Source organism: Micromonospora sp. NPDC047756, from assembly GCF_055587245.1.
Map to the genome: position 1 here is coordinate 158342 of NZ_JBVJGQ010000009.1, position 26508 is coordinate 184849.

Consider the following 26508-nt stretch of genomic DNA (forward strand, 5'->3'; position numbering starts at 1 on the left):
CCTTATGGCACTACCGAAACTGCAAGATCGACGCGGGTGGGGGGTGGGGCAGCGCGGGGGTGGGGTGGGGGTGGGTTAGAAGCGGGCTGGTTCTCGGTAGGTGCCCCACTCGGCTCGCAGGGCGTCGCAGATCTCGCCCAACGTGGCCTCGGCGCGCACCGCGTCGAGCATGGCGGGGATCATGTTCTCGTCGGTACGGCTCGCCTCGATCATCCGGGTGACCGCGGCGCGCACCGCCTCCTCGTCCCGCCCGCTCTTGCGCTCGGCGAGCACCCGGCGCTGCTCCAGCTCCACCTCGTGCGAGATGCGCAGGATCTCCAGCTCCTTGGCGACCGTGCCGGTGTGGCAGTTGACCCCGACGATCTTCTTGTCGCCCTTCTCGAGGGCCTGCTGGTAGACGAAGGCCGACTCGGCGATGTGCCCGGTGAACCAGCCGTCCTCGATGCCGCGCAGGATGCCCGAGGTCATCGGGCCGATCTGGTGGGGCCCGTCTCCGCCGAGCTGCCGGATCCGGGCGAAGATCTCCTCCGCCTCGGCCTCGATCTTGTCGGTCAGCGCCTCGACGTACCAGGAGCCGCCGAGCGGGTCGGCGACGTTGACCACGCCGGTCTCCTCCATCAACACCTGCTGGGTACGCAGGGCGATCTCGGCCGACTCGTCGGTGGGCAGTGCCAGGGTCTCGTCCAACGCGTTGGTGTGCAGCGAGTTCGTGCCGCCGAGCACCGCCGCGAGAGCCTCGACGGCGGTGCGTACGACGTTGTTGACCGGCTGCTGCGCGGTCAGCGACACCCCGGCGGTCTGCGTGTGAAACCGCAGCCAGAGGGCCTTCTCGCTGGTCGCGCCGTAGACGTCACGCAGCCAGCGGGCCCAGATCCGGCGGGCGGCGCGGAACTTGGCGATCTCCTCGAAGAAGTCGAGGTGCGAGTCGAAGAAGAAGCTCAGCCCCGGCGCGAAGACGTTCACGTCCAGCCCACGCGAGAGCCCCAGCTCGACGTAGCCGAAGCCGTCAGCCAGGGTGTACGCCAGCTCCTGCGCGGCGGTCGAGCCGGCCTCACGGATGTGGTAGCCGGAGACCGACAGCGGCTTGTAGCGCGGGATCTCGGCCGCGCAGTATTCCATCAGGTCGCCGATCAGGCGCAGGTGCGGCTCCGGGTCGAAGAGCCACTCCTTCTGCGCGATGTACTCCTTGAAGATGTCGGTCTGCAGGGTGCCGTCCAGCGTGGACAGGTCGGCGCCCTGCCGCTCGGCGGCGACCAGGTACATGCAGAACACCGGCACGGCCGGGCCGGAGATGGTCATCGAGGTGGTGACGCCGGCCAGGTCGATGCCGTCGAAGAGCGCCTGCATGTCGGTGGCGGTGTCGATGGCGACGCCGCAGTGGCCGACCTCGCCGAGCGCCTGCGGGTCGTCCGAGTCGCGGCCCATCAGCGTCGGCATGTCGAACGCCACCGAGAGCCCGCCGCCGCCGGCGCCGAGGATCATCTTGTAGCGCTCGTTCGTCTGCTGGGCGTTGCCGAAGCCGGCGAACTGCCGGATCGTCCAGGTCCGACCGCGGTAGCCGGTCGGATACAAACCCCGGGTGTACGGATACTCGCCCGGCCATCCGATCCGCTCGAAGCCCGGATAGGTGGCGCCCTCCGGCGGACCGTACACCGGCTCCACCGGCATTCCGGAGAGCGTGGTGAAGTCCGCGTCCCGCTTGCGCGCGGCGTCGTACCGGGCCTGCCAGCGCGCCCGTCCGGCGTCGATCTCGTCGGCGTCCATGAGCAGGGCTCCTCCTCGGGTCCTCGACTGCCTGTCGAGTGTAAGGCCCCTACCTGAACGATCGCTAAGTCAGGCCGTACCCACGGGTAACGTGAGCTGGTCGGCGACGGCCCCTCAGACCGCCGCCGCGCCCGGCTGGTTCAGCTCGATGTCGTCCACCGTGACGTTCACCTGCGTGACGGTCAGGCCGTACTTCTCCACGGCCTCGATCACCGCGGCCCGCACCGCCTCGGTCACGTCGACCACCACGTGCCCGGCGTCGATCACCAGAACCACGTTGATGACGGCGGAGCTGCCCTTCACGTCGGCCGAGACACCCCGACGGGCGTCGCCCACCTCGTCGAGGCCGACCTTGTCGAGCACGCTGTTGAAGAACCGGGCCACGTCACCGCCGAGGTCGGCCACGCCCGGCACCGCGCGAGCGGCCACGCTGGCGATCTTCTCCACGACCTCGTCGGAAACCGAGGTGACACCCCGGGCCGCGCCCGTCGCGGGCTGCACCGCACCGGCGTTCTCCACCGCGTCCGTCATGATCACATCTCCCCTGGTCCGACGCATGTGGACCGATCGTCTCGTCAGCCCGCCGCGTAGCGCCTCACTCGCGGCGAGCCTACTAAAACCGGAGCGACCTTCGCGTGCGGGCGGGCGGCCCGGTCACACCGGCGACGACGTCGGCCCGTACCGGACGGTGCGAGCCGGGTTCGTCCAGGCTGGACGCGTCGGCCGACGCGACGTCGGCTCAGCGCGCGAGCTGGGCGAGCAACTCGTCCGCCGCCGTGTACGGGTCGGTCGCGCCCTCGGCGACCTTGCTGGCGAGCGTGGCCAGCTCCGTACCGTCGCGAAGTGAGCCGATCCGGGCGCGCAGGGTGCCGAGCGCGATCGCCTCGATCTCGGCGGCGGCCCGCGTCTCCTGACGGCGGCGCAGCTCGCCGTGCTCGACCAGCCAGCCCCGGTGCTTGTCGATGGCGGCGGCGATGTCGTCGATGCCCTCGCCCCGCGCGGCGACGGACCGGACCACCTGGGGCCGCCACTGCCCCGGCCCGCGCTCGCCGAGCGCGATCATGCCCTGGATGTCGCGGACGGTGGCGTCGACGCCGTCCCGGTCCGCCTTGTTGACCACGAACACGTCGGCGATCTCCAGAATGCCGGCCTTGACCGCCTGGATCGCGTCACCCATCCCGGGTGCCAGCAGCACCAGCGTCGTGTCGGCGAGCGAGGCGACCTCCACCTCGGCCTGCCCGACGCCGACGGTCTCCACCAGCACCACGTCGCAGCCGGCGCCCTCCAGCACCCGGACCGCCTGCGGCGTGGCCGCGGCGAGTCCGCCGAGGTGTCCCCGGCTGGACATCGACCGGATGTAGACGCCCGGATCGGTCGCGTGGTCCTGCATCCGCACCCGGTCACCGAGGATGGCCCCGCCGGTGAACGGGCTGGACGGGTCGACCGCCAGCACGCCGACCCGGTGCCCGCGCGCCCGCAGCGCGCGGACCAGCTCGTTCGTGGTGGTCGACTTGCCCACCCCAGGCGAACCGGTCAGCCCGACCACCTGGGCCTGCCCGGCGTACGGCGCCAGCGCCGCGGCGATCTCCGGCAACAGCGCGTCGCCGTTCTCCACCAACGTGATCAGGCGAGCCACCGCCCGGGGGTCGCCCGTGCGAGCCCGCTCGACCAGCAGCGGTACGTCCCGGCTGCGGCGCACCGACGTGGTGCCCGCCGCCGGGACGTGCTCAGTCTCGCTCACCGGTCCGTCTCGGCCTTGCCCGGCACGTGGATGATCAGCGCGTCACCCTGGCCACCGCCGCCACACAGCGCGGCCGCGCCGGTGCCACCGCCGCGGCGCTTCAGCTCCAGGGCGAGGGTGAGGACGAGACGCGCGCCGGACATGCCGATCGGGTGCCCCAGCGCGATCGCGCCGCCGTTGACGTTGACCTTGTCCGGGCTGATCCCGAGGTCACGGGTGGACTGGACACCGACCTGCGCGAACGCCTCGTTGATCTCGATGAGGTCCAGGTCCGCGACGCTCAGGCCGCCCTTCTTCAGGGCGTGGTTGATCGCGTTGGACGGCTGCGAGTGCAGGGAGTTGTCCGGGCCCGCCACGTTGCCGTGCGCACCGATCTCGGCCAGCCAGGTCAGCCCCAGCTCCTTCGCCTTCGCCTTGCTCATCACGAGCACCGCGGCCGCGCCGTCGGAGATCGGCGACGAGCTGCCGGCGGTGATGGTGCCGTCCTTGGCGAAGGCGGGGCGCAGCTTGGCCAGCGACTCGACAGTGGTGTCCGGACGGATGCCCTCGTCCTCGGTGATCACCAGTGGGTCACCCTTGCGCTGCGGGATGACCACCGGGGCGATCTCGTCGGCGAAGTGACCGTTCTTCTGGGCGGCGGCAGCCCGCTGGTGGCTGGCGGCGGCGAAGGCGTCCTGCTCCGCGCGGGAGATGCCGTGCCGGGCGCCGAGCCGCTCGGTCGACTCTCCCATCGAGCAGCAGTCCCAGGCGTCGCTGAGCCCGTCGTGTGCCATGTGGTCCTTGACCACCACGTCGCCGTACTTGTAGCCGGTCCGCTGACCCATCAGCAGGTGCGGGGCGTTGGTCATCGACTCCATGCCGCCGGCCACCACGATGTCGAACTCGCCGGCGCGGATCAGCTGGTCGGCCAGGGCGATAGCGTCCAGGCCGGAGAGGCAGACCTTGTTGATGGTCAGCGCCGGCACGGACATCGGCACACCGGCCTCGACCGCCGCCTGCCGAGCCGGGATCTGACCGGTGCCGGCCTGCAGCACCTGCCCCATGATCACGTACTGGACCTGGTCCGGGCTGACGCCGGCACGCTCCAGCGCGGCCTTGATGGCGATCCCACCGAGCTTCGTGGCCGGGAGGTCCTTGAGGTTGCCCAGCAGCCGGCCCATCGGGGTCCGCGCGCCGCTGACGATCACCGAAGCCATGCCTGCCTCCGAGGGGGTGCCGAGCTGTACGCCTTAACGATTGTTCGGCCAGACTAGCGCCATGGCAGAGAACTCCCCCGTCGAGCCCGGTGCGGACTACGTCACAGACATCGGACTTCGCAAGATTGACCACGTCGGGATCGCCGTGGCCGACCTGGACGCCGCGATCGACTTCTATCAGCGGACGTTCGGGATGCGCTGCGTACACGTGGAGACCAACACCGAGCAGGGCGTCCGGGAAGCGATGCTGGCCGTCGGACCGACCACCGAGGGCGGCTGCGTGCAGTTGCTCGCCCCGCTCACCCCGGAGTCGACGATCGCGAAGTTCCTGGACCGCAACGGGCCGGGCGTGCAGCAGGTCGCGTACACGGTGGTGGACATCGACGCGGCCTGCGCGGCGCTACGGGAGCGCGGGATGCGCCTGCTCTACCCGACCCCGAGGCGTGGCACCGCCGACAGCCGGATCAACTTCGTGCACCCCAAGGACGCCGGCGGCGTCCTCGTCGAACTGGTCCAACCCGCCCCCACCCCCCACTGACCCCCGCTCCCGCCCTGTTGATCAAGAGGCTTGCGTCAATCTCGGCCCCTCAGGTGACCGAAAGCTCTTGATCAACGTGGGTGGCGGTCGCGCGGTGGGGCGGTGTGCGCGCACACCCGTCGCGGCGGGTGGGCGCGCACGTCAGTGCGCGATTGGCGGGGCGGTTGGACACCTTCACGCATCGGCGGATGCAGTTTTTCACAGAGGACTTCCCGGCCTAGCTACCGTTCAGTAACGTCCGGCTCCACCGGAGCGCGACCGGTGCCGGATGTGTCGAATGCCGACATGGCGGTCGTGCCCACCGGCGCCGACGATGGCAGCACCCGGGCCCGTGCGGGTGCGGATGAACCGGAGGTCACCGTGCAGGACATCCTCGAAGCGATCATGGCGGCGGAGGAATCGAACGATCCGGACCGCGAACTCGCCGGCGTCGCCGGACTGCCCGTACCGGAGAGCTACCGGGGCGTGGTGGTCCGCGCCGAGGAGTCCCGGATGTTCGACGGCATGGCCACCCGGGACAAGGACCCGCGCAAGGCGCTGCACGTGCAGGAGGTGCCGACGCCGGAGCTGGCCCCGGGCGAGGCGCTGGTGGCGGTGATGGCCAGCGCGATCAACTACAACACGGTGTGGACCAGCATCTTCGAGCCGGTGAGCACCTTCAGGTTCCTCCAGCGCTACGGCCGGGTCTCCGAGCTGACCCGCCGGCACGACCTGCCGTACCACGTGGTCGGCTCGGACGCGGCGGGCGTGGTGCTGCGCACCGGCCCCGGGGTGACCCGCTGGGCTCCCGGCGACGAGGTGGTCGCGCACTGCCTCTCCGTCGAGCTGGAGGACGCGGCCGGGCACGACGACACGATGCTCGACCCGCAACAGCGGATCTGGGGCTTCGAGACCAACTTCGGCGGGCTGGCCGAGCTGGCGGTGGTCAAGGCCAACCAGCTGATGCCCAAGCCGCGGCACCTGAGCTGGGAGGAGGCGGCCAGTCCCGGGCTGGTCAACTCCACCGCGTACCGGCAGCTCGTCTCGCACCACGGCGCCAACATGAAGCAGGGTGACGTGGTGCTGATCTGGGGCGCCTCCGGCGGCCTCGGTGGGTACGCCACCCAGATGGCGCTCAACGGCGGCGCGATTCCGGTCTGCGTGGTGTCCTCGCCGGAGAAGGCCGAGCTGTGCCGCCGGATGGGCGCGGAGCTGGTCATCGACCGGGCCGCGGAGGGCTTCCGCTTCTGGAAGGACGAGGAGACCCAGGACCCGGACGAGTGGCGGCGTTTCGGCGAACGGATTCGCGAGCTGACCGGCGGCGAGGACCCGGACATCGTGTTCGAGCACCCGGGCCGGGAGACGTTCGGCGCCAGCGTCTACGTGGCCCGACGCGGTGGGACCATCGTCACCTGCGCCTCCACGAGCGGCTTCCTGCACCAGTACGACAACCGCTACCTGTGGATGCACCTCAAGCGGATCGTGGGCAGCCACTTCGCCAACTATCACGAGGCGTGGCAGGCCAACCGCCTGGTCGCACTCGGCAAGGTGCACCCGACGGTGTCCCGCACCTATTCGCTGGAGCAGACCGGCCAGGCCGCGTACGAGGTGCACCGCAACGCCCACCAGGGCAAGGTCGGCGTGCGCTGCCTCGCACCCACCGACGGGCTGGGTGTTCGTGACGGAGAGTTGCGGGCCCGGCACGAGGACGCGATCAACCGGTTCCGGGGTCGCTGACCGTCCGGCATCCGGAGCGCCGGGGCGGTCCCGGCCGGACGGTGGAACGCCGGTTGACCATTGCGCTGATCGCTCATTGTTCTTCCGCCCCCATTAGCGGATAGGTCACCCGGATCGAACAAAGGGCCTCGGGGTAACCCCGGGGCCCTTTTCCGCGTCACGCTGCGTGGCGTCCGACCGGCCGGGACCTGCCAAGATCGCCGATTGGTCCAACCTCGCCGATCGCGGGAGTTGACCATGTAAAGAGGGCACGAAAGCTTCGCACCGCTCTTGCGAAGCACCCTGGGGCGTCTGCCAGTATGTCCCAATGCCCCAGCAGCAGTCCTCCCCTCTCGCGTTCTTCGATAACGCGAACTCGCAGCCAGATTTCACCGTTGGCCTGCGCGGATACAACACCCATCAGGTCGACGACTTCCTCGGCCGGATGACCGCCGCGCTGACCCAGTCCGAGCAGGCCCGTGCCGAGGCCGAGCAGCGGATGAACGACGCCCAGCGTCGGCTCCGCCAGGCCGAGCAGCGCATGAGTGCGCTGGAGCAGAAGCTCACCGACACGAACAAGCAGCTCGAAGAGAACAGCCGACCCACCCTCTCCGGGCTCGGCACCCGCGTCGAGCAGATCCTGCGGCTCGCCGAGGAGCAGGCGAACGACCACCGCAACGAGGCCAAGCGCGAGTCGGAGGGCATCCTCTCCGCCGCCCGCCTCGAGGCCCGCGAGATCACCGACAAGGCCCGCGCCGAGGCCGCCGCCATGAAGGCGAGCGCCGAGCGCGAGGCGGGCAACCTGCGCACGGCCGCCGAGCGCGAGGCCGCCGAGGTCCGGGTGCAGGCTCGCCGCGAGGCCGACACGCTGCGCGCCGACGCCGACCGGGAGACCAAGCAGCTGCGTACGGTCACCGCGCACGAGGTGGCCGAGCTCAAGTCGACGGTCGAGCGGGAGGTCGCCACCCTGCGGGCCACCGCCGAGCGGGAGATCACCCAGCAGCGGGCGAAGGCAGCCCGCGAGGCTGAGGAGAAGCGCGCCGAGGCGACCAAGCTGCTCACCGACGCGCGGGACAAGCGCGACAAGGACCTGCAGGCCCTGGAGCTCCAGCTGGCCGAGCGGCGGGAGAAGGCCGAGCGCGAGGAGTCCGAGCGGCACGCCGCCCAGGTCGCGCAGACCCAGAAGATGGTCAGCGAGGCCGAGCAGCGTGCCCGGGCCGCGCAGGAGCGGGCCAAGGAGATCGAGCAGCGCGCCGAGGCGCGGCGGGTCGAGTCGGAGCGCAACGCGGCCGAGACCGTCGACAAGGCCAAGGCCCACTCGGAGAAGACCCTCAACGAGGCGAAGGCCGAGTCGCAGCGCCTGCTCACCGAGGCCCGCACCGAGGCGGAGCTGACCACGCAGGCCGCCCGCCGCGAGGTCGAGGACCTGACCCGGCAGAAGGACGCGGTCACGTCGCAGCTGGGTCAGATGCTCTCCGGTCTCGCCGGCATCGTTCCGGGAATGCCGGCGCAGGCCGCTCCGACTGCCAAGCCGGAAGCAGCAAAGAAGACCGATGGTGGTCAGGAGCGGGTGCCCGCGGAGACCGCCGGCTGACGCGAGGCGTCAGGTAGGGGCATCGACGGCGCGAGGTGACACCGGGTAACCGGTGCCACCTCGCGCCGTATGCGTTTCCTCACCGCCGGTATCGGCTGACAGCAACGGAGTGAAGTAGCTCCCACATGGCCCGTCCGTATCGCCCCAGCAGGGCCCGTTGCGTGTGAGGATGGGGGCATGTCGCACGGCGAGGAACTGTTCGCTCTCGGCGGGGACGTGACGACGGAGCCCAGCTTCGAGTCCGCTCTGCGGGGGTACGAAAAGAAACAGGTCGACCGTTATGTCGCACGTGCTGAGCACGAGATCGCGACCCTCGCCTCCGAACGGGAACAGGCGTACACACAAATCCACAAGCTCGCCGGCCAGGTCGAGGTTCTCCAGCGCGACCTGACCCAGGTGCGCAAGCAGATGAACGTGGTCGACCGGGCGTCGTTCCGGCACCTCGGCCCCCGGGTCGAGTCGATCCTCGCTCTCGCCGAGGAGCAGGCCGAGGAGATCATCGGCGACGCGAACGGGGAGATCGAGGCCCGCCGCGCCGCTGCCGAGCACATCATCGAGGAAGCCCGCGAGCAGGCCGACCGGGCACTGAAGGACTTCGAGATCGCCCTCGCCGCCCGACGCGCGGAGGAGGAGCGGCACAGCGCCGCGCAGCGGGCCGAGGCGGACGCGGCCCTGCGGTCGGCGAAGGACGAGTCGGCGCAGCTGCGCAAGGCCGCGCAGGACGCTCTGGCGAAGGCCCAGCAGGAGGCCACCCAACTGCGGGACTCCGCCAAGGAGATCCACACTCGGGCCCAGCAGGAGGCCACCAAGCTGCGCGAGACGGCCCGGGAGACGCTGGCCAACGCCCGGCAGGAGGCCAGCGATCTGCGCGACGCCGCCAAGGAGGTGCACGCCAAGGCGCTCCAGGAGGCCAAGCGGCTCACCGACACCGCGACCGAAGCGGGGCGGGCCACCCACGCCAAGGCGCAGCAGGAGGCCAAGCAGATCATCGACGACGCGTCGATGGCCGGTCGGGCCACCCGCGCCAAGGCGCAGCAGGAGGCCGAGCGGCTGACGACGCAGGCCACCGAATCGGCGAAGCGCAGCCGTGCTGAGACGGAGGCGTACGTCCAGCGGATGCGCACCGAGACCGAGGCGTACGTGCAGCACACCCGGGCGCAGACCCAGCAGGAACTGGGTGCGTGGCGGGCCGGGGTGGAGCAGGAGGTCAACTCCCGTCGGGAGGCGGCCGACCGGGAGTTGGCGCAGCGACGGTCCGCGTCCGAGCAGGAGTTCGCCAAGCGCCGCGACGAGTTGGACAAGCACCACGCGTCGCGCCAGCAGGAGCTGGAGGCCGGGCTCGCCAGCCGTCAGCAGGAGCTGGAGACCGGGTTCAGCACCCGCCGGGACGAGCTGGAGACCGAATACTCCACCCGGAAGAACGAGCTGGAAAGCGAGTACACGGCTCGCAAGAACGAGATCGAGCAGGGCGCGGCCGGCGTCCGTCAGGCGGCCGAGCAGGACGCGGCGGGGCTGCGTCAGCGCTCCGAGGCGGAGGCCGCCGAACTGCTGAAGCAGGCCGAAGCCGAGGCCGGCGACAAGCGGCGCAAGGCCGACGAGCATGTCGCGGCGTCCCGGCGGCAGTTCGAGGAGTACGCGGCCACCACGCAGCAGCACCTGGCCACCACCCAGCAGCACCTGGCGGCGACCCAGCAGGAGTCGGCGGCGGGTCGTCAGCAGTTGGCCCAGGTGATGTTGGAGATCGCCCAGGCCCAGCAGCAGTTGGCGGACCTGCGGCAGGAAACCTGGAAGGCCCGACAGGAGTCCGACGAGCTCCAGCGTCAGATGTCCGAGCTGCGGTTGCAGAGCGTCGCCGGTCCGATCGACGGCCCGACCGCGCCGGCCGCGGACGCCAGCGCGGGCGAAGGTGTACCCGATGGTGGGGACGACGGCGTGAGCGTCACCGCCGGCGCGGGCACCGGGTCGGGCGCGGGCACCGGGCTGAAGACGGAGCCCGCCGACACCAGGCAGCCGGTGAACGCCGCCGCGGACGAGTCCGGGCAGCCCACGACCCGGCCGGTGGCCGAGCCGGTGACGACTGTGGACGGTGGCACGGCGAGCGCCGGGGTGGACGGGGAGCCGACAGTGGCCGCCGTACCGGGCGAGGGTGGCCGGGGCGCCAAGCCCACCAAGATCACTAGCACCGGTGAGAACGGCAAGCGACCCACCAAGCCGACCACCGACGAGCGCAGCGCCAAGCCCAGCAAGGTCACCATCGAGAAGGAGTGACGGGCACCGGCCCGTCGAAGCGTCGAGATCTTGGACACTTTCCGTCATCGGTTGACGGAAAGTGTCCAAGATTCACTTTTGCGCCGGGTGGCGTAGCGGTGCGGTGGGGGTCCAGCCGGCCGCGACGAGGGTGCGGCGGACCGTGTCGGCCACCTCGTCCGGGCGGGCGCGGACCAGCCAGGCGGGGAAGCGCAGAATCCGGTCGCCGCTGGTCCAGACGTCGTTCTGCCGACGCATGTCGGCAGCCCACTGCTTGGCATCCATGTGGTGCGCCCCGTCGATCTCCACCTGCACTCGCCACTCCCGCCAGTACGCGTCCAGCCAGCGGTTCCGGCCGGCCGCGTCGACTCGGTGTTCCTGCAGGTCCGGGGCGGGCAGCCGATGTCTGCGGCACAGCCGCAGGAAGTCGATCTCCGAGAGCGCCTGGGCGCCACCCGCGATGTCGCTGATGGTCTGCCCGATCAGCCGCCGACGGGGGGCCCGAGGGAGGACGTCGAGCACCACCCGCAGTTCCTCGGGCAGTACCCAGCGTTGCTGGCAACCGGCGGCCAGCACCGACTGCGCCTCGTCCACCCCGGCCGCCCAGCCCGCCGCGTCCACCAGAGCTCGCGCCGTCGTGGTACGCGGCGGCCGCGCCCGTTGGAGATGAGCCTCCGGGAGGACCGTCGTGCGGTGAACCAGAACGGCGGGCATGTCGATCGGAAGTCGACGCAGGGTGGTCCGCGCGGCACGGCGGGCTGCCGGCACCAGCACGTGCAGCGGTTCGCGTCGCAGTCCCCGTACCCCGGCTTCGGCGGCTGCGGACACCCCGGCCAGCACCGCGCCCGGCCCGGCGGCCAGCACCGCCACCCAGAGTTGCTGGTCACGGGTGAGTCGACCGTTGCCGGCCAGCAGGATCCCGCGGCAGATCGACCGCCACCGACCGGAGCGGATCCGGCCCCGCACCCGCGCTTCGCTGAGCAACCCGGCGACCTGCGCGGTCGTCAGCACGCCCGCCTGCTCGAAGGCGAGCCAGTCGAGTGCGTCGGCGTCATCGGAGGGCAGCATCCGGACAGCTTTCGCCTTTCAGCTCCGCCCCACCACCAGATCTTGGACAGTTTCCGTCATGCCGTGACGGAAACTGTCCAAGATCTGCGGGCCGGCGACGTCCCGAAGCGGAACGTGCGGCGTCCGCGCGCCGAGGCGTCGACGGTGGTTGGGTGAGGCACATGGAGCATCGGATTGACCCTCTCGTGGTCGATGGCGACCATGAGGTGACTACGCTGCTGGCGCGCTGGGAGATGATCAGAAATGGTGCGATGTCTCGCCGCCAGTCGATGGAACTGATGAAGGAAGTCGTGACCTCATGGACCTGACCGGCGCGCTCTGGCGCACGTCCAGCCCCAGCGGCAACGCGGAGTGCGTCGAGGTGGCGCACGACCTGCCCGGCACGGTGGGAGTGCGGGACAGTAAGGGTCCGTCCGGACCGGTGTTGGTGTTCGCGCCGGCCGCGTGGCGGGCGTTCGTGGCCGACGCCCGTCGTCCGACTGCCTGAGCCGGAGGTCCTGATGCCGCAGCACGACCCGTCCGGCGACGACCCGGACCTGCCGCCTGACCCCCGGCCGCCGAAGACGCCACCGCCGGCCGCAACGCCACCGCCGGCCGCAACTCCACCGCCCGCCGAGACTCCACCGGCCGCTGAGACGCCACCGCCGCCGAAGACGCCCCCGCCGGCCGAGACGCCACCGCCGCCGAAGACGCCGCCGTCGGGTGAGACGCCGCCGTCGGGTGAGACGCCGCCGTCGGGTGAGACGCCACCATCGATTGAGACGCCACCACCGGTGCCGGTTCCCGTTCCGGGGGTCGACCTGGACGAGCCGCCGGCGGTTCCGTCCGGAAAGTTCGGCACACCCGGGCGGCCACTGCGCCGCAGCAGCTTCCTGCTCGGCTTCACCGGTGCGCTGGGCGTGCTGCTGGCGTACACCCTCTATCTGGGGATTCGCAATGCCGGCGGCATCCTCGTGCTGGTGGTGATCGCGCTCTTCCTCGCGGTCGGCCTCAACCCGGCGGTGGTCCGACTACGCCGCTGGGGTGTGCCGCACGGCCTGGCGGTGGCGGCGGTCGCCCTGACGGTGGTGCTGCTGCTCTGCGGCGGCATCGTGGCGCTGGTTCCACCGATCATCACCCAGTCGGGGCAGTTCATCGACCAGATCCCGAGCCTGCTCGAGGAGTTGCGCCGCAACCCGACGGTCAACGACCTGGTGGAGCGGTACGACGTGGTAGAGCGGGTGCAGGGCGCGGCCAACGCGGAGACGGTCGGACGGGCGCTCGGCGGGGTGCTGGGCGGCGCACAACTGATCTTCGGCACGGTGTTCCGGACGCTGACCGTGCTGGTGCTGACCATCTACTTCCTGGCGTACTTCGACAAGCTGCGCTCGCTGGGCTACTCGCTGGTGCCCCGGTCGCGGCGGCAGCGGGTGCAGTTGATCGGCGACGAGATCCTGGCCAAGGTGGGCTCGTACATGGTCGGCGCGCTGAGCATCGCGGTGCTGGCCGGCGCGACCACCTTCGTCTTCGCGCTGATCGCCGACCTGCCGTACCCGTTCGCGCTGGCCGTGGTGGTCGCGGTGACCGACCTGATCCCGCAGATCGGCGCCACCCTGGGCGCGGTGATCGTGAGTCTGGTCGGTTTCGCCGCCGACCTGCCCACCGGCATCGCCTGCGCGGTCTTCTTCCTCGTCTACCAGCAGGTGGAGAACTACCTCATCTACCCGAAGGTGATGCGACGTTCGGTGGAGGTCAACGAGGTGGCCGCCCTGCTGGCCGCGCTGCTCGGAGTGGCGCTGCTGGGTGTGGTGGGCGCGCTGATCGCGATCCCCACGGTGGCCGCGCTGCAACTGATCCTGCGCGAGGTGGTGCTGCCCCGCCAGGAACGCCGCTGAGCGTCAGCCCACCTGACCGGCGGCCGGGCCGTGGGCCGTCGGGTCAGTCCGCCCTGGTGGCGGCCGGGCCGGGGACGGGGGTGTCGGCGAAGGCGGCCACCGTCCGGTCGGCGTACGCGCTGACGTCGCCGGACTCCATCGGGCCGTCCCAGGTTGTCGGCAGCGGCACCTCGACGGCCGGGTTGACCCGCCGGACGATCTCGTCGAGCACCGTCTCCGCGTCGCCCACCCACAGGTGCTTGGCGCCCGGCACCCCGACCACCTCGGCCTGCGGCACGGCGGCGAACCGCTCCCGCGCCTCGGTGGGGCGCAGGTAGTCGTCGAACTCCGGCACCAGTGCCACCAGCGGCCGACCCGAGTCGGCCCAGGTGCCCAGGTCCTCGGGGGCGGAGAAACGCAGCGGCGGGGAGAGCAGGATCGCCCCGGCGATCGTCGGGTCGCAGCCGTACTTCAGCGCCAGGTCGGTGCCGAACGACCAGCCGACGAGCCAGATGTCGGGCAGCTCGGCGAACTCCGCGTACTCGATCGCGGCGGCCACGTCGTACCGCTCGCCCACCGCCCCGTCGAAGGCTCCCTCGCTGGTGCCCCGCACGCTGCTGGTGCCCCGGGTGTTGAACCGCAGCACCGCCAGGTCGGCCAGCGCGGGCAACCGCCAGGCCGCCTTGCGGAACACGTGGCTGTCCATCATTCCGCCGTGGGTCGGTAGCGGGTGCAGGCAGACCAGGGTGGCCACCGGCGGCCGGTCGGCTGGTAGGGCCAGCTCACCGACCAGCCGCAGACCGTCGGCGGTGTGCAGCTCGATGTTCTCCCGGCGGCCGGGCAGGATCGACGACGCGCGGATCGCTGTGCTCACCGCCCAAGTCTGTCGCGAAGTCGCCGCCGCCGCCCGCCCAGGCACGAACAGGGTGACCCAGGTCGCTACCGGGTGGTCCCGCTCACCCCGGCAATCGGCTCGGTCCCAGCACGGCAGCGCCCCGAGGACCGGTCGTTTCAGTAGCGCGGGGAGCTGCGGCCCCGCTGCACCGCCGGCCCGCGCCGCTCCCGGGCCCGCCAGCAGCCGCTGTGCCAGTGCCGGCGGTCGGTCAGGTCACCCAGGCCGTCCGCCGGCCAGGCGACCAGGTGCGCCACCCCCGGTGGGATCTCCTGGTTACAACCGGGGCAACGGTACGTCTTGACCGACGCTCCGGCGCCGATGCCGCGTACCTGCCAGGCACCGTCGGTCCACTGCTGGACCGAGGCGACGCCCTGCCGGACCCGGTCGGCGTCCAGGTTGGCGTTGTCGTCCCGGCGAGGGCGATTGCGACGGGGGCTCACAGTCACCAAGGTTACGGTCACTCCCAGGTGGCCGGCTCGCCAAGGTCGTCGGCGACCCGGAGCCCGCCGATAACCGTGCTGACCTCCGCGTCCGTGGGCGACCGTTCCCAGCGGTTCTCGTACCCCATGGACAGCAGGGTGTTCGGAATTCCGAGCACGTGCCAGAAGTCGCCCATGTCGAACACCGGCCTGCCGGCGATCTCGCGATTGGCCTTGGCGGTGGCCCGGCCGGGCGAGGCGGGACGGGGTGAGTGGTCGAGCCGTACCGGTAGGGTGGCCGCGCCCTGGAGAGCGACGGTCAGCGCCGCCTCGGTGAGGTCCGAGGCCGCGTCGGGGATCTGCGTCGGCGTCGTGGTTCCCGCCACGTTCACGATGCGGGGCCAGAACAGTTGGCGTACCGCCACCTCGCACGCGCTGATCCGGGCACCCGGGGGCAGAGCGGTCAATCGAAACGGCGCGACGCAACGGCGGGCCTCGTCGAACCGGAGCGCTGCCGCCGCCCGGCGGACCTCGGCGCTGGTCTCCCCGAGAGCCGCGACCCGGACGTACAGGCCCGGAACGGGCTGCCAGCGCAGCACCCAACCCTTCGTGACCCGGTCAAGCTGACGTGTCACCCCGTTGTACCGCGATGCGGCGTCGACGTCCTGGCCAGGCGGGGCGAGTTCCTTGTCGCTGGTGACGGTGGCCTTGTCGGGGCCGATGTCACGCGACTGGCTCGGGTCACCGGTCTCGGCCGTCCGTGGGTCAGCGGCAACGGTCACCATCGCCTGCACGCCGCCGCCCAGGTCCAGTCGCATGCTCTCGACCTGGCCCGCGGAGCGCCAGGCGACCGGCTCCGCCGCTGTCGGGTCGACCCCGAAGTGCAACACCTGGGGGTCCGTGCCGACCAAGGCGGGGCGCGCCGCCGCGCCCGGCACTCCCGGTGCCCGGGGTGGCGTGACCACGACCGGGCTGGGCGTGACGGCCGGCTGAGGAGGCGCAGCCGGCGTACGCACTGCCACACCGGCCCCGAGCAGCACCGCGACGCCGAGCGCCGCCCCGATGACGGCGCGCCGTCGCCGCCGCCGGGCCCGTCCCCCGTTCACCGCCGCCGTCAGCAGGCTGCCGGTGTCCACGGGCCCGTCGGCCCTCTCCCGCAGCGCCCGTGCGATCCGCTCGTCGAGGTCGGTCACGGCCGGCTCCCGTTCGTCGTGGGGACGCCGTGGCGCTCCCGCAGCTGGCTGAGCGCCCGCATCGCGTGGGTGCGGACGGTGACCGGGGAACAGCCGAGAATCTGGGCGATGCTCGAGTCGTCGAGGTCCTCGTAGTAGCGCAGCACGAGCACCGCGCGCTGCCGGTCGGGCAGGCCGAGGATCAGCCGCCACATCTCGTCCCGGTCGGCCGCATCGCCACCCAGGTCCCCGCGCCCGGGCCGGTCGGCGAACTCGGCCGTGGCCAACTCCCTGCTGGATCTGCGGCGCCACCAGGAGGTGTTGGCGTTGACCATCATCCGGCGCACGTACACGTCCGGGTGGTCGGCGCGGGAGATCTTGCGCCAGTGCACGTACGCGCGCGCCAACACGTCCTGGGTGAGGTCCTCGGCCCGGTGTTCGTCACCGGTCAGCAGTCGGGCCAGCCGGACGAGCGCCGGCCCGCGACTGCTGACGTACTCCTCGAAGGTCACACCACTCAGACGCCGTCACCGGCGCGCGCTGTTGACACCGCTCAGCGGTGCGAGTGGTCGCGGAAGCCGCGGCGGGTCTTACGGCCCAGGTAGCCGGCGGTGACCAGGTGCTCCAGCAGCGGCGCGGGCGCGAAACCCGGCTCGCGCAGTTCCAGGTACAGCTCGCGCTGGATGGCCAGCGAGACGTCCAGCCCGACCACGTCGAGCAGCTCGAACGGGCCCATCGGGTAGCCGCAGCCCAACTTCATGGCGTGGTCGATGTCGTCGGCCGTCGAGTAGCTGGCCTCCAGCATCTTCACCGCGTCGTTCAGGTACGGGAAGAGCAGCGCGTTGACGATGAAGCCGGACCGGTCGCCGCAGACAACGCCGGTCTTGCCGAGCGCGGCGCAGACGGCGCGGGCGGTGGCGGTGGCCTCCGGTGAGGTGCGGATGGTGCGGACGACCTCGACCAACGGCATCACCGGGGCCGGGTTGAAGAAGTGCAGCCCCACCACGTCGGCCGGGCGCTGGGTGGCCATCGCCACGTCGATCACCGGCAGCGACGAGGTGGTGGTGGCCAGGACCACACCCGGCTTGCAGATCTCGTCGAGGCTGGCGAAGAGGGCCTTCTTGACGCTCAGCTCCTCGACCACCGCCTCGACCACCAGGTCGACGTCGGCGAGATGGTCGAGCGTGGCGGACCAGCTGATCCGGCCCAGGGCGGCGTCCCGGTCGGCCTCGGCGAGCTTGCCGCGCACCACGCCCTTGTTGAGCGAGGTCTTCACGGCCTCGCAGACCGTCGCGGACTTCTCCATGCCGCGGGTGACCGAGACGACCTCGTAGCCGGCCTTCGCGAAGACCTCGATGATCCCGGTGGCCATCGTTCCGGAGCCGACCACGCCGACCTTCGCGATGGCGCGCGCGCCGTCGGCGAGCGCGGCGTCGGTGGCCGACGGCGTCGCACCATCCGGTACGACCACCGGGGAGCCGGGCCGCTCGTAGGTGTAGAAACCCCGGCCGGACTTCCGGCCGAGCAGCCCCGCCGTCACCATCTGCTTGAGCAGCGGCACCGGGGCGTGGCGGCGGTCCCGTCCGCCGCGCCGGTACATGGTGTCCAGGATCTCGTACGCGGTGTCCAGGCCGATCAGGTCCATCAACGCCAGCGGGCCCATCGGCAGGCCGCAGCCGAGCTTCATGGCGGCGTCGATGTCCTCCCGGGTCGCGTAGTGCGACTCGAACATGCCGACCGCGTGGTTGAGGTAGCCGAAGAGCAGCGCGTTGGCGATGAAGCCGGCCCGGTCGTTGATGGTGACGTCGACCTTGCCGAGCCGGGCGCAGAGCGCCTCGACGTCGGCGACCACCTCGGGTGCGGTGACGACGGTGCGGACCACCTCGACCAGCTTCATCACCGGGGCCGGGTTGAAGAAGTGGATGCCGATCACCTGGTTGGGTCGGCTGGTGGCGACCGAGATCTCGGTGACGCTCAACGACGAGGTGTTGGTGGCGAGGATCGTCTCCGGTCGGCAGACCCGGTCCAGCTCCGCGAAGATCCGCTGCTTGAGGTCGAGGTGCTCGGGCACCGCCTCGATGACCAGGTCCACGGAGTGCAGCGCGTCCAGCCCGACAGCGAAGTGCACCCGCTCGTGCAGGGCGTCGCGGTCCGCTTCGGCGAGCTTGCCCTTGGCGACAGCCCGGTCGGTGGAGCCCTTCAGGGTGGCCCGGCCGCGCTCCAGCGCGGGTGCCGAGATTTCCACCGCCACCACGTCGATGCCGTTGCGGGCGAAGACCTCGACGATGCCGGCACCCATGGTGCCCAGCCCCACCACGCCAACGGTGCTGAACTCGCGCGCCACGACCGGCCTCCCCGGGACTCCGCACGGCCACTGAACGGCCGCTAAGGTTATGCGCGCGAGTCTGCCACGTGACGGTGAGTTGTCGAGACGCCGTGGCCTATGTCACCCACGACCCCGCGGTGCCGTTATCCGGCCGCCACGCTGGTCAGGGCCAACAGTTCCGCGACGAACTCCGAAGGGCGCTCCAGGTGCGGGCTGTGCCCGCAGCCGGGCAGCACCACCTCGTGGTACGCGCCGCCGGCCGCCGCGTAGCGGTCGAGCACCGCCCGGGTCTGGCCGACCATCGGCTGCGGCGGGCAGGCGTCCGCGCCGGGCCAGCCGGGCACGAGATCCAGCGAACCCAGGTACGCCAGGTCGAACAGCGAGGTGTCCGAGACGATGACGTCGACGTCTCCGCGTACCCAGGTGACCGGGGGTTTCTCGGCGACGGCCACCAGCTCGTCGGCGAGCCGGAACCAGGTCGGCGCGAGCGCGTTGAGCACCCCGCGCTCCCCCGGCGCGGTGCCCGGCCAGTTCTCCGACGGCACCGCCGTGCCCGGGTAGTTGTCGTCGCCGGTGGCGGTGGAGAGCACGGTGTCCAGCAGCAGTTCCTCGTCGGCGCCCAGCGAGGCGGGATCGGCCACATAGGTGGCTCGCAGCACGGCGCGCGGGCTGGCCGGCGCGTCCGCGCTCCGGTCACCGGCCGCGAGGCGGGCGACGAAGTCCGGGTTCGCCGTGCCGGCGCCGGTGCCGGCGAAGTCGGGGGTGGTCGGTGTGCCGGTCAGGTCGCGGGTGCCGCCGAAGCCGTACGGGGAGACCGGTGCGGCCAGCAGCAACGCCCCCACCCGGTGCGGATGGTCGACCAGCAGGCGCATCGCCACCCCGCCGCCGAGGGAGTGCCCGACCACCACCGGTCGCGCGTCGGCGTCGAAGAGCGTCGGGTCGTCCAGCAGTGCGGCCACGTCGTCGGAGAAGTCCCGCAGGCCCCGGGTGGCGTCCACCGGCGCGGTGGCGGAGTCGCCGTACCCCCGCAGGTCGGGGGCGACCACCCGCAGCGTCGGCGGCAGACGGCGGACCAGCGGCTCCCAGAACAGCGCGGACGAGCAGTTGCCGTGGATCAGCAGGACCGGTGTGCCGTCCGGCGGGCCGGCCACCCGTACCGCCTGAGTGATGCCGTTCGCCGTCACGGTCCGCTGCTCGGTCTCCATCCGCGGCATGGTGCCACGGGTCCCCCCGCCGGTCCAGGTGTCGAACCGCCATCCGACGGGGCGACCCGGTGTGGCGGGTCACCAGGCGATCAGCGCCGCGAGCCCGGTGGCGCGGCCAGCGGCAGCGGCAGCGTCGGTCGGACATCGCGCCGGGACGGGCCGAAGCTGAGGCCCACCGGGTCGGTGAGCGCCACCCCGGGGTCGAACAGGCGCAGTTCGGTACGGCCCAGCCGGATCACGTCACCGTCGGAGAGTCGTTCCACCTCGGTGATCCGCCGGTCGTTGAGCCAGGTGCCGTTGGTGGAGCCCAGGTCCCGCAGGGACGGGCCCTCCGGTGCCAGCCACACCTCGGCGTGGCGACGGGACAGGTGTGGGTCGTTGATGACCACCTGACCGGTCGGCGCTCGGCCGATCACCTGCACCTCGGCTCGCATGCGAAAGCTCGCGCCGCGCATCGGTCCACCCGCGACCGTCAACAGCGGCATCAGTTCCGGATGTTCCTCCATGGACAGTCAGCCCTCCACCCCACACCGTCACTCCGCGCGTCAGCTTGCCATCAGACGGTAGTCGTCAATACCGACCGGCCGGTCAGCCTCTCGTCACCTCCCGGCCACCTGCCGTTCGACGATTCGGGCGGGCCATTTCCGATACCAACGCCCTGACCTGCACTGATCAACGATCGGCCGGGTCGGTGCGACGCCGCTCCCCCGGCCCCGAATCGGGGACCCTACCGGTGAGTAATCCTCGGGTCTAGACTTCCGCCATGACGGCAGTGCATATCCCGGGCGTTCCGGTCATCGATGCGGGCCAGCTGGTGTCCACCAGCCCGGCGACCGGCGCTGAGGCCGGTCGCCTCCCGGTCGCCACCGACACCGACGTGCGGCAGGCCGTCGACCGGGCCCGCGCCGCGGGCGAATGGTGGGCGGGTCTCGGCTTCACCGGCCGCCGTCAGCGGATGCTGCGCTGGCGTGCCCTGCTGGCCAAGCGCATCGAGCAGCTGGCCGAGTTGGTGCACCTTGAGGGCGGAAAACCGATCGCCGACGCCATCGTCGAGATCGTCACCGCGATCGAACACATCGACTGGGCCGCCCGCAACGCCGGTAGCGTGCTCGGTCCACGTCGGGTGCGGTCCCGACTCATCCTGGCCGAGTTCTCCGGGCACCTCGAATATCAGCCCTACGGTGTGGTCGGCGTGATCGGGCCGTGGAACTATCCGGTCTTCACGCCGATCGGCTCCGCCGCGTACGCCCTCGCGGCCGGCAACGCCGTGGTGCTCAAGCCGAGCGAGTACACGCCCGCCGTCGGCCAGTGGCTGGTGGACAGCTTCGCCGAGGTGGTGCCCGAGCAGCCGGTCTTCACCGCCGTGCACGGGCTGGGCGACGTGGGTGCCGCGCTGTGCCGCTCCGGCGTCAACAAGCTGGCCTTCACCGGCTCCACCGCCACCGCCCGCAAGGTGATGGCAGCCTGCGCCGAGACGCTGACCCCGGTGCTCATCGAGGGCGGCGGCAAGGACGCCATGATCGTGGACAGCGACGCCGACCTGGACGCGGCCGCCGAGGCGTGCGTCTGGGGCGCCATGACCAACGCCGGTCAGACCTGCATCGGCATCGAGCGGGTGTACGCGGTCGACGCCGTCTTCGACGCCTTCGTCGACAAGGTGGTGAGCCGCGCCGGTCGACTGACCGTCGGGCCGGAGGGCACCGACATCGGCCCGATGACCATGCCCAAGCAGATCGACGTGATCCGTCGGCACATCGACGCCGCGATCACGTCCGGCGGGCGCGCCGTGCTCGGCGGCCCGAGCGCCGTCCAGCCGCCGTACGTCCACCCCACCGTGCTGGTGGACGTACCGGAGGAGTCGGCTGCCGTGCGCGAGGAGACCTTCGGTCCCACGCTGACCATCAGCCGGGTCCGCGACGCCGACGAGGCCCTCACCCGCGCCAACGCCCTGTCGTACGGCCTCGGGGGTTCGGTCTTCGGCCGGCGGCGCGCGGTGGCCATCGCCCGCCGACTGCGCTCCGGGATGGCGTCGATCAACTCCACGCTGACCTTCGCCGGCATGTCCACCCTGCCGTTCGGCGGTGTCGGCGACTCCGGCTTCGGGCGCATCCACGGCGAGGACGGCCTGCGTGAGTTCGGTCGGGCCAAGGCGATCACCCGGCGTCGGGCCCGGTCGCTGCTGCCGTCGATGACCTTCGAGCGCACCCCGGCCGACGTGGCCCGACTCGTCAAGGCCATCAAGGTCATGTACGGCAGGTGAGTGTCGGATAACCGATCATCAACAAGGATCGGCGCATCCACATGTTTGGTCGCTGTGGCCACGGCGGTACATTGCGTTAAATGGGCCCCAATCGATTGCGCTACCGCCTTGTCGACAGTGACCAGTCGTGGAGCGCCCGACGGCGTCGACACCGCTCGGACTGGCTGGCGCGCACCTTTCCCGAGATCGGCGACATGCACGTGGTCGACCTCGGTGGTCGGCTCGGCACCTGGCACCGCGCCACCGTCCGACCGGCCCGGGTGACAGTCGTCAACCTGGAGCAGCCGCCCGCCGTCGTCCCGGATTGGGCCCACGTCGAGCAGGCCGATGCCTGCGACCTGCCCCCGCACCTCACCAAGGGCGGCTACGACCTGGTCTTCTCGAACTCGGTGCTGGAGCATGTGGGCGGGCACGAACGCCGGATCCGCTTCGCCGCCGCCACCCGCTCACTGGCCGACCGGCACTGGGTGCAGACGCCCTACCGCTACTTCCCCATCGAGCCACACTGGATCGCGCCCGGCATGCAGTTCCTGCCGGTACGACTGCGCACCGCGTTCGCCCGACGCTGGCCGCTGGGGCACAAGCCGACCCGCAGCCACGACGCCGCCATCCACCAGGTGCTCTGGACCGAGCTGTTGGACCGCTCGCAGATGCGTCACTACTTCCCCGACTCGACAATGCTGGTGGAGCGGGTGTTCGGTCTGCCGAAGTCGTTGATCGCGGTGCGCGCCGGGTAGTCCGCCGGTCAGAAGAGGGTCAGCTCGTCCTTCACGATGCCGCGCAGCTTGTCGTAGTCCACGACCACACACCTGATGCCCCGGTCGGTGGCGAGCACCCGGGCCTGCGGCTTGATCTCCTGGGCGGCGAAGACCCCGACGACCGGGCTGAGTAGCGGGTCACGGTTCATCAGCTCGAGATAGCGGGTCAGTTGCTCCACGCCGTCGATGTCGCCGCGCCGCTTGACCTCGACGGCTACCGAGCCCGAGTTGGCGTCCCGGCACAGCAGGTCGACCGGGCCGATGGCCGTCATGTACTCGCGGCGGACCAGCGTGAACCCCTCACCCAGGACGCCCGGGTTGGCGGCCAGCAACTCCTGCAGGTGCGCCTCCACGCCGTCCTTGCGCAGGCCCGGATCCACACCCAACTCGTACGAGGTGTCCTGGAAGACCTCCTCCAGGGTGATCCGCAGCTCCTCGCCGGCCTTGTTGACGACCCGCCACACACCGGGGGCCTCCTCCAACCGACACGGCGGGCTCATCCAGTTCAACGGCTTGTACGCCCGGTCGTCGGCGTGAATGGAAACCGACCCGTCCGCCTTCACCATCAACAACCGGGTGGCCAGCGGCAGGTGAGCCGAGAGCCGTCCGACGTAATCCACCGAGCACTTCGCAATGACCAACCGCACCCGACGAGGGTAGCCGAGCACCCCCCGGTCGCCAGCGAGCGGCACTGGCGCGTCGATGCGATGCTGAGACCGTGTTCGAAGTCCTCACCGGTACCGGTCTCGCCGCCTCGGCGGGGCTGAACGCCTACATACCCCTGCTCATCCTCGGCCTGCTCGGCCGTTACACCGACCTGATCGACCTGCCCAGCGGCTGGACCTGGCTCGGCAACGGCTGGGTCATCGCCATCATGGCCGTGCTGCTGGCCGTGGAGATGGTGGCGGACAAGGTGCCGGTGGTCGACCACATCAACGACGTGGTCCAGACCGTGGTCCGACCCACCGCCGGTGGCCTGGCCTTCGGTGCCGGCTCCTCGTCGGAGACGGTGACGGTCAGCGACCCGGGGAGCTTCTTCTCGTCGCACCAGTGGGTGCCGGTCGTCACCGGCGTGCTGCTGGCGTTGGGCGTGCATCTGCTCAAGTCCGCGGCCCGCCCGGTGATCAACGCGACCACCGCCGGAATCGGCGCCCCGGTCGCCAGCACCGCCGAGGACGCCACCAGCGTGGTGGTCTCCCTGGTGGCGATCGTCCTGCCGGTGCTGGTGCTCGTCGCCCTGGTCGGCCTGGCGTTCTTCGCCTTCTGGTTCTTCCGCCGTCGGTCCGATCGACGTCGCGAACGGGAGGCCGCCCGCGCCGCCGGCTTCCGCGTCTGACGCGTGATCGGCGACTCGCAATACCGGAGCTGCGCGGGGCGACAAAAGCCTAGGATCGGGGCAAGAGCCTAGAGGAGGTCGGCATGACCGCAGCGTTGGAGATGCCCCGAGTCCAGGAATGTGTGGTCGCCGCGTGCGCGTACAACCAGTCGGGTGACTGCCACGCCTTCGCGATCACCATCGGCAGCATGGATCACGCCCACTGCCACACCTTCGTCGAGTCGCCCGTCCGGGGTGGCGTGGAGAGCCTGATCGCGCAGGTGGGGGCGTGCCAGCGCGCCGACTGCCGGCACAACGAGCAGTTGGAGTGCCACGCGGCGTCGATCAGGGTCGGCCCGGACAACGACATGGCCGACTGCATGACCTACACCGGCCGCTGACCCACGCCGGGCCGACGACCTGCCCGAGAGACGACCCTGCGGTCAGGGCAGGTCGTTGGCGCGACGGATGACGGTCACCAGGTCGTCGATGATGCCGGTGAGGGCGAAGTCCTTCGGCGTGAAGACCCGGGCGACCCCGGCCGCGCGGAGGGTGTCCGCGTCACCGGCCGGGATGATGCCGCCCACCACCACCGGCAGGTCGGCCCGGCCGGCGGCGCGCAGCCCGTCGAGCACCGCCGGCACGGCGGCCAGGTGCGACCCGGAGAGCACGGAGAGCCCGACCAGGTCGACGTCCTCCTCGACAGCCGCGGCGACGATCTGCCCCGCGGTCAACCGGATGCCCTGGTAGACGACCTCGAAACCGGCGTCCCGGGCACGTACCGCGATCTGCTCCGCGCCGTTGGAGTGCCCGTCCAGGCCGGGTTTGCCGACCAGCAGCCGCAGCCGGCCACTGCCCAGCTCCCGCGCCGTCGCGGCGACCCGCTCGCGGACCGCCGCGAGGCCCGGCTCCCCGCCGCCGCCGGTGGCGCCGGCCAGCCCGGTCGGCGCCCGGTACTCGCCGAAGACCTGGCGCAGCGCGCCGGCCCACTCGCCGGTGGTCACCCCGGCCCGCACGCACTCCAGGGTGGCCGGCATCAGGTTGGTGGTGGTCGCGGCGTCCGCGCGCAGCCGGGCCAGCGCCGCGTCGACGACGGCCGCGTCCCGGTCGGCCCGCCACCGGCGTACGCCGTCCACGGCGGCCGCCTCGACCGCGGGGTCGACCTGCTCGACGGCGCCCGCGCCGGCAGCGGTCAGTGGGGACGGTTCGGTCTCGGTGTACCGGTTGACCCCGACCACCACGTCGGCACCGGACTCCATCCGTCGACGCCGCTCGGCGAGCGACGCGACCAGCGCGCTCTTGAGGTAGCCGGTCTCCACCGCGGCGACGACGCCGCCCAGCTCGAGCACCGCGCCCAGCTCGACCCGCGCCCCGGTGACGATCTCGTCGACGAGCGCGGTCATCACGTGCGAGCCGGCGAAGAGGTCGGGATATTCGAGCAGGTCCGACTCGTACGCCAGGACCTGCTGCATCCGCAGCGACCACTGCTGGTCCCACGGTCGGGGCAGGCCGAGCGCCTCGTTCCAGGCGGGCAGTTGAACCGCGCGGGCCCGGGCGTCGCGGGACATCGTCACGCCGAGCATCTCCAGCACGATGCGCTGGATGTTGTTCTCCGGCTGCGCCTCGGTCAGGCCGAGGGAGTTGACCTGCACGCCGTAGCGGAACCGCCGGTGTCTGGCGTCGGTGACCCCGTACCGGTCCCGGGTGATCTCGTCCCAGAGCGCGCCGAAAGCGCGCATCTTGGCGATCTCCTCGACGAAGCGCACCCCGGCGTTGACGAAGAACGAGATCCGCTGGACGACGTCACCCATCCGCTCGGCCGGCACCTGACCGGAGTCCCGTACCGCGTCGAGCACGGCGACGGCGGTGGCCAGCGCGAAGCCGACCTCCTGCACGGGCGTGGCACCGGCCTCCTGGAGGTGGTACGAGCAGATGTTCACCGGGTTCCACCGGGGCATCTCGCGCAGCGTGTACGCCACCACGTCGGCGGTGAGCCGCAGCGACGCCGACGGCGGGAAGATGTAGGTGCCCCGGGACAGGTACTCCTTGATGATGTCGTTCTGGGTGGTGCCGGCGCAGCGGGCCAGGTCGGCGCCCTGCTCCAGCCCGACGGTGCCGTACAGGGCGAGCAGCCACATCGCCGGGGCGTTGATGGTCATCGAGGTGTTCGTCTCGGTGAGCGGGAGACCGTCGAAGAGCGCCCGCATGTCGCCCAGGTGCGCCACCGGCACGCCGACCCGTCCGACCTCACCGGCGGCGAGTTCGTGGTCCGGGTCGTACCCGGTCTGGGTGGGCAGGTCGAAGGCGACCGAGAGGCCGGTCTGCCCCTTCGCCAGGTTGCGGCGGAAGAGCGCGTTCGTCGCCGCGGCCGACGAGTGGCCGGCGTAGGTGCGCATCACCCACGGGCGGTCCCGCTCGGGCAGCCGCCCCGGGAATGGCGTCTCATCCATGGCCGGAGTCTA

The 26508-nt window shown here is 71.3% G+C and carries 25 protein-coding genes; 11 read left to right on the plus strand and 14 right to left on the minus strand.

The features are described from left to right. Positions 1-75: 75 nt before the first annotated feature. The 4 genes from ACZ6NZ_RS28375 to ACZ6NZ_RS28390 all read right to left on the minus strand — a co-directional run bounded on the left by ACZ6NZ_RS28375 (position 76) and on the right by ACZ6NZ_RS28390 (position 4701). Positions 76-1764, minus strand: coding sequence for an acyl-CoA mutase large subunit family protein (locus tag ACZ6NZ_RS28375; RefSeq protein ID WP_366608077.1), 1689 nt, complete (start codon positions 1762-1764; stop codon positions 76-78). Positions 1765-1878: 114 nt separating this feature from the next. Beyond that, positions 1879-2295 (minus strand): Asp23/Gls24 family envelope stress response protein, encoded by a 417-nt coding sequence (locus ACZ6NZ_RS28380; RefSeq protein WP_465861005.1) that lies wholly within the window; start codon positions 2293-2295, stop codon positions 1879-1881. A gap of 208 nt (positions 2296-2503) precedes the next feature. Beyond that, positions 2504-3505, minus strand: coding sequence for a methylmalonyl Co-A mutase-associated GTPase MeaB (gene meaB, locus ACZ6NZ_RS28385; protein ID WP_366608075.1), 1002 nt, complete (start codon positions 3503-3505; stop codon positions 2504-2506). After that, on the minus strand, positions 3502-4701 hold the full coding sequence (locus ACZ6NZ_RS28390; RefSeq protein ID WP_465861006.1) for an acetyl-CoA C-acetyltransferase: 1200 nt from the start codon (positions 4699-4701) through the stop codon (positions 3502-3504). The genes meaB and ACZ6NZ_RS28390 overlap by 4 nt, the downstream gene beginning before the upstream one ends. A gap of 61 nt (positions 4702-4762) precedes the next feature. Here ACZ6NZ_RS28390 and mce point away from each other — a divergent pair, with 61 nt between their 5' ends. The 4 genes from mce (at position 4763) to ACZ6NZ_RS28410 (ending at position 10796) form a co-directional block, all read left to right on the plus strand. After that, entirely contained in the window at positions 4763-5239 is a 477-nt protein-coding gene (gene mce, locus ACZ6NZ_RS28395; RefSeq protein WP_366608073.1) for a methylmalonyl-CoA epimerase, read from the plus strand. A 360-nt stretch (positions 5240-5599) separates the two neighbouring features. Continuing rightward, positions 5600-6955, plus strand: a complete 1356-nt coding sequence (gene ccrA / locus ACZ6NZ_RS28400; RefSeq protein WP_366608143.1) for a crotonyl-CoA carboxylase/reductase — start codon at positions 5600-5602, stop codon at positions 6953-6955. A gap of 307 nt (positions 6956-7262) precedes the next feature. After that, positions 7263-8528: a DivIVA domain-containing protein gene (locus tag ACZ6NZ_RS28405; RefSeq protein ID WP_465861007.1), complete on the plus strand. Its 1266-nt coding sequence runs from the start codon at positions 7263-7265 to the stop codon at positions 8526-8528. 177 nt (positions 8529-8705) lie between these two features. Continuing rightward, positions 8706-10796, plus strand: coding sequence for a coiled-coil domain-containing protein (locus ACZ6NZ_RS28410; protein WP_465861008.1), 2091 nt, complete (start codon positions 8706-8708; stop codon positions 10794-10796). 72 nt (positions 10797-10868) lie between these two features. On the opposite strand, the gene ACZ6NZ_RS28415 is transcribed toward ACZ6NZ_RS28410, so the two are convergent. Then, positions 10869-11843 carry an endonuclease domain-containing protein gene (locus tag ACZ6NZ_RS28415; RefSeq protein WP_465861009.1) on the minus strand — a complete coding sequence of 325 codons (975 nt, stop codon included), beginning with the start codon at positions 11841-11843 and terminating at the stop codon, positions 10869-10871. A gap of 161 nt (positions 11844-12004) precedes the next feature. Here ACZ6NZ_RS28415 and ACZ6NZ_RS28420 point away from each other — a divergent pair, with 161 nt between their 5' ends. Genes ACZ6NZ_RS28420 through ACZ6NZ_RS28430 form a run of 3 tightly spaced genes read left to right on the plus strand, consistent with a single transcriptional unit; the run spans position 12005 to position 13717 of the window. Then, on the plus strand, positions 12005-12151 hold the full coding sequence (locus tag ACZ6NZ_RS28420) for a hypothetical protein (RefSeq protein WP_465861010.1): 147 nt from the start codon (positions 12005-12007) through the stop codon (positions 12149-12151). Continuing rightward, positions 12142-12330, plus strand: a complete 189-nt coding sequence (locus ACZ6NZ_RS28425; protein WP_465861011.1) for a DUF397 domain-containing protein — start codon at positions 12142-12144, stop codon at positions 12328-12330. Before ACZ6NZ_RS28420 ends, ACZ6NZ_RS28425 begins: the two co-directional genes overlap by 10 nt. Before the next feature lie 13 nt (positions 12331-12343). Continuing rightward, the gene (locus ACZ6NZ_RS28430; protein ID WP_465861012.1) at positions 12344-13717 is read left to right on the plus strand and encodes an AI-2E family transporter; all 1374 of its coding nucleotides are present in this window, start codon (positions 12344-12346) and stop codon (positions 13715-13717) included. A 43-nt stretch (positions 13718-13760) separates the two neighbouring features. Here ACZ6NZ_RS28430 and ACZ6NZ_RS28435 read toward each other — a convergent pair whose 3' ends face one another. The 7 genes from ACZ6NZ_RS28435 to ACZ6NZ_RS28465 all read right to left on the minus strand — a co-directional run bounded on the left by ACZ6NZ_RS28435 (position 13761) and on the right by ACZ6NZ_RS28465 (position 20219). Continuing rightward, positions 13761-14570 carry an alpha/beta hydrolase gene (locus tag ACZ6NZ_RS28435; RefSeq protein WP_465861013.1) on the minus strand — a complete coding sequence of 270 codons (810 nt, stop codon included), beginning with the start codon at positions 14568-14570 and terminating at the stop codon, positions 13761-13763. Between the two features lie 137 nt (positions 14571-14707). Further along, entirely contained in the window at positions 14708-15037 is a 330-nt protein-coding gene (locus tag ACZ6NZ_RS28440; protein WP_355008042.1) for a hypothetical protein, read from the minus strand. A gap of 11 nt (positions 15038-15048) precedes the next feature. Next, a complete protein-coding gene (locus ACZ6NZ_RS28445) occupies positions 15049-16203 on the minus strand; it encodes a hypothetical protein (protein ID WP_465861014.1) in 1155 nt (384 codons plus the stop codon). After that, entirely contained in the window at positions 16200-16694 is a 495-nt protein-coding gene (locus ACZ6NZ_RS28450; protein ID WP_366608065.1) for a SigE family RNA polymerase sigma factor, read from the minus strand. Before ACZ6NZ_RS28450 ends, ACZ6NZ_RS28445 begins: the two co-directional genes overlap by 4 nt. 41 nt (positions 16695-16735) lie before the next feature. Continuing rightward, positions 16736-18526, minus strand: a complete 1791-nt coding sequence (locus ACZ6NZ_RS28455; RefSeq protein ID WP_366608064.1) for a 3-hydroxyacyl-CoA dehydrogenase family protein — start codon at positions 18524-18526, stop codon at positions 16736-16738. A gap of 125 nt (positions 18527-18651) precedes the next feature. Next, on the minus strand, positions 18652-19722 hold the full coding sequence (locus tag ACZ6NZ_RS28460; RefSeq protein ID WP_465861015.1) for an alpha/beta hydrolase: 1071 nt from the start codon (positions 19720-19722) through the stop codon (positions 18652-18654). Positions 19723-19802: 80 nt separating this feature from the next. After that, positions 19803-20219: an FHA domain-containing protein gene (locus ACZ6NZ_RS28465; protein ID WP_465861016.1), complete on the minus strand. Its 417-nt coding sequence runs from the start codon at positions 20217-20219 to the stop codon at positions 19803-19805. A gap of 257 nt (positions 20220-20476) precedes the next feature. Here ACZ6NZ_RS28465 and ACZ6NZ_RS28470 point away from each other — a divergent pair, with 257 nt between their 5' ends. Both ACZ6NZ_RS28470 and ACZ6NZ_RS28475 read left to right on the plus strand, forming a co-directional pair. After that, entirely contained in the window at positions 20477-21973 is a 1497-nt protein-coding gene (locus ACZ6NZ_RS28470) for an aldehyde dehydrogenase family protein (protein WP_465861017.1), read from the plus strand. Positions 21974-22053: 80 nt separating this feature from the next. Continuing rightward, the gene (locus ACZ6NZ_RS28475) at positions 22054-22710 is read left to right on the plus strand and encodes a class I SAM-dependent methyltransferase (RefSeq protein ID WP_465861018.1); all 657 of its coding nucleotides are present in this window, start codon (positions 22054-22056) and stop codon (positions 22708-22710) included. Between the two features lie 8 nt (positions 22711-22718). Here ACZ6NZ_RS28475 and nucS read toward each other — a convergent pair whose 3' ends face one another. Continuing rightward, complete coding sequence (gene nucS / locus ACZ6NZ_RS28480; RefSeq protein WP_366608060.1) at positions 22719-23378, minus strand: endonuclease NucS; 660 nt, start codon at positions 23376-23378, stop codon at positions 22719-22721. A gap of 71 nt (positions 23379-23449) precedes the next feature. Here nucS and ACZ6NZ_RS28485 point away from each other — a divergent pair, with 71 nt between their 5' ends. Together ACZ6NZ_RS28485 and ACZ6NZ_RS28490 are read left to right on the plus strand one after the other, a co-directional pair. Further along, positions 23450-24067, plus strand: coding sequence for a DUF4126 domain-containing protein (locus ACZ6NZ_RS28485; RefSeq protein ID WP_465861019.1), 618 nt, complete (start codon positions 23450-23452; stop codon positions 24065-24067). An 83-nt stretch (positions 24068-24150) separates the two neighbouring features. Continuing rightward, the gene (locus ACZ6NZ_RS28490) at positions 24151-24447 is read left to right on the plus strand and encodes a DUF1540 domain-containing protein (protein WP_357756083.1); all 297 of its coding nucleotides are present in this window, start codon (positions 24151-24153) and stop codon (positions 24445-24447) included. A 42-nt stretch (positions 24448-24489) separates the two neighbouring features. Here ACZ6NZ_RS28490 and ACZ6NZ_RS28495 read toward each other — a convergent pair whose 3' ends face one another. Beyond that, the gene (locus tag ACZ6NZ_RS28495; RefSeq protein WP_465861020.1) at positions 24490-26496 is read right to left on the minus strand and encodes a protein meaA; all 2007 of its coding nucleotides are present in this window, start codon (positions 26494-26496) and stop codon (positions 24490-24492) included. Between the last annotated feature and the right edge of the window lie 12 nt (positions 26497-26508).

Coding starts and splice junctions, on each gene's coding strand:
- ACZ6NZ_RS28375 (WP_366608077.1), bottom strand. CDS start 1,764: ATGGACGCCGACGAGATCGACGCCGGACGGGCGCGCTGGCAGGCCCGG.
- ACZ6NZ_RS28380 (WP_465861005.1), bottom strand. CDS start 2,295: ATGACGGACGCGGTGGAGAACGCCGGTGCGGTGCAGCCCGCGACGGGC.
- ACZ6NZ_RS28390 (WP_465861006.1), bottom strand. CDS start 4,701: ATGGCTTCGGTGATCGTCAGCGGCGCGCGGACCCCGATGGGCCGGCTG.
- mce (WP_366608073.1), top strand. CDS start 4,763: ATGGCAGAGAACTCCCCCGTCGAGCCCGGTGCGGACTACGTCACAGAC.
- ACZ6NZ_RS28405 (WP_465861007.1), top strand. CDS start 7,263: ATGCCCCAGCAGCAGTCCTCCCCTCTCGCGTTCTTCGATAACGCGAAC.
- ACZ6NZ_RS28410 (WP_465861008.1), top strand. CDS start 8,706: ATGTCGCACGGCGAGGAACTGTTCGCTCTCGGCGGGGACGTGACGACG.
- ACZ6NZ_RS28415 (WP_465861009.1), bottom strand. CDS start 11,843: ATGCTGCCCTCCGATGACGCCGACGCACTCGACTGGCTCGCCTTCGAG.
- ACZ6NZ_RS28420 (WP_465861010.1), top strand. CDS start 12,005: ATGGAGCATCGGATTGACCCTCTCGTGGTCGATGGCGACCATGAGGTG.
- ACZ6NZ_RS28425 (WP_465861011.1), top strand. CDS start 12,142: ATGGACCTGACCGGCGCGCTCTGGCGCACGTCCAGCCCCAGCGGCAAC.
- ACZ6NZ_RS28430 (WP_465861012.1), top strand. CDS start 12,344: ATGCCGCAGCACGACCCGTCCGGCGACGACCCGGACCTGCCGCCTGAC.
- ACZ6NZ_RS28460 (WP_465861015.1), bottom strand. CDS start 19,722: ATGCCGCGGATGGAGACCGAGCAGCGGACCGTGACGGCGAACGGCATC.
- ACZ6NZ_RS28465 (WP_465861016.1), bottom strand. CDS start 20,219: ATGGAGGAACATCCGGAACTGATGCCGCTGTTGACGGTCGCGGGTGGA.
- ACZ6NZ_RS28470 (WP_465861017.1), top strand. CDS start 20,477: ATGACGGCAGTGCATATCCCGGGCGTTCCGGTCATCGATGCGGGCCAG.
- ACZ6NZ_RS28475 (WP_465861018.1), top strand. CDS start 22,054: ATGGGCCCCAATCGATTGCGCTACCGCCTTGTCGACAGTGACCAGTCG.
- ACZ6NZ_RS28490 (WP_357756083.1), top strand. CDS start 24,151: ATGACCGCAGCGTTGGAGATGCCCCGAGTCCAGGAATGTGTGGTCGCC.
- ACZ6NZ_RS28495 (WP_465861020.1), bottom strand. CDS start 26,496: ATGGATGAGACGCCATTCCCGGGGCGGCTGCCCGAGCGGGACCGCCCG.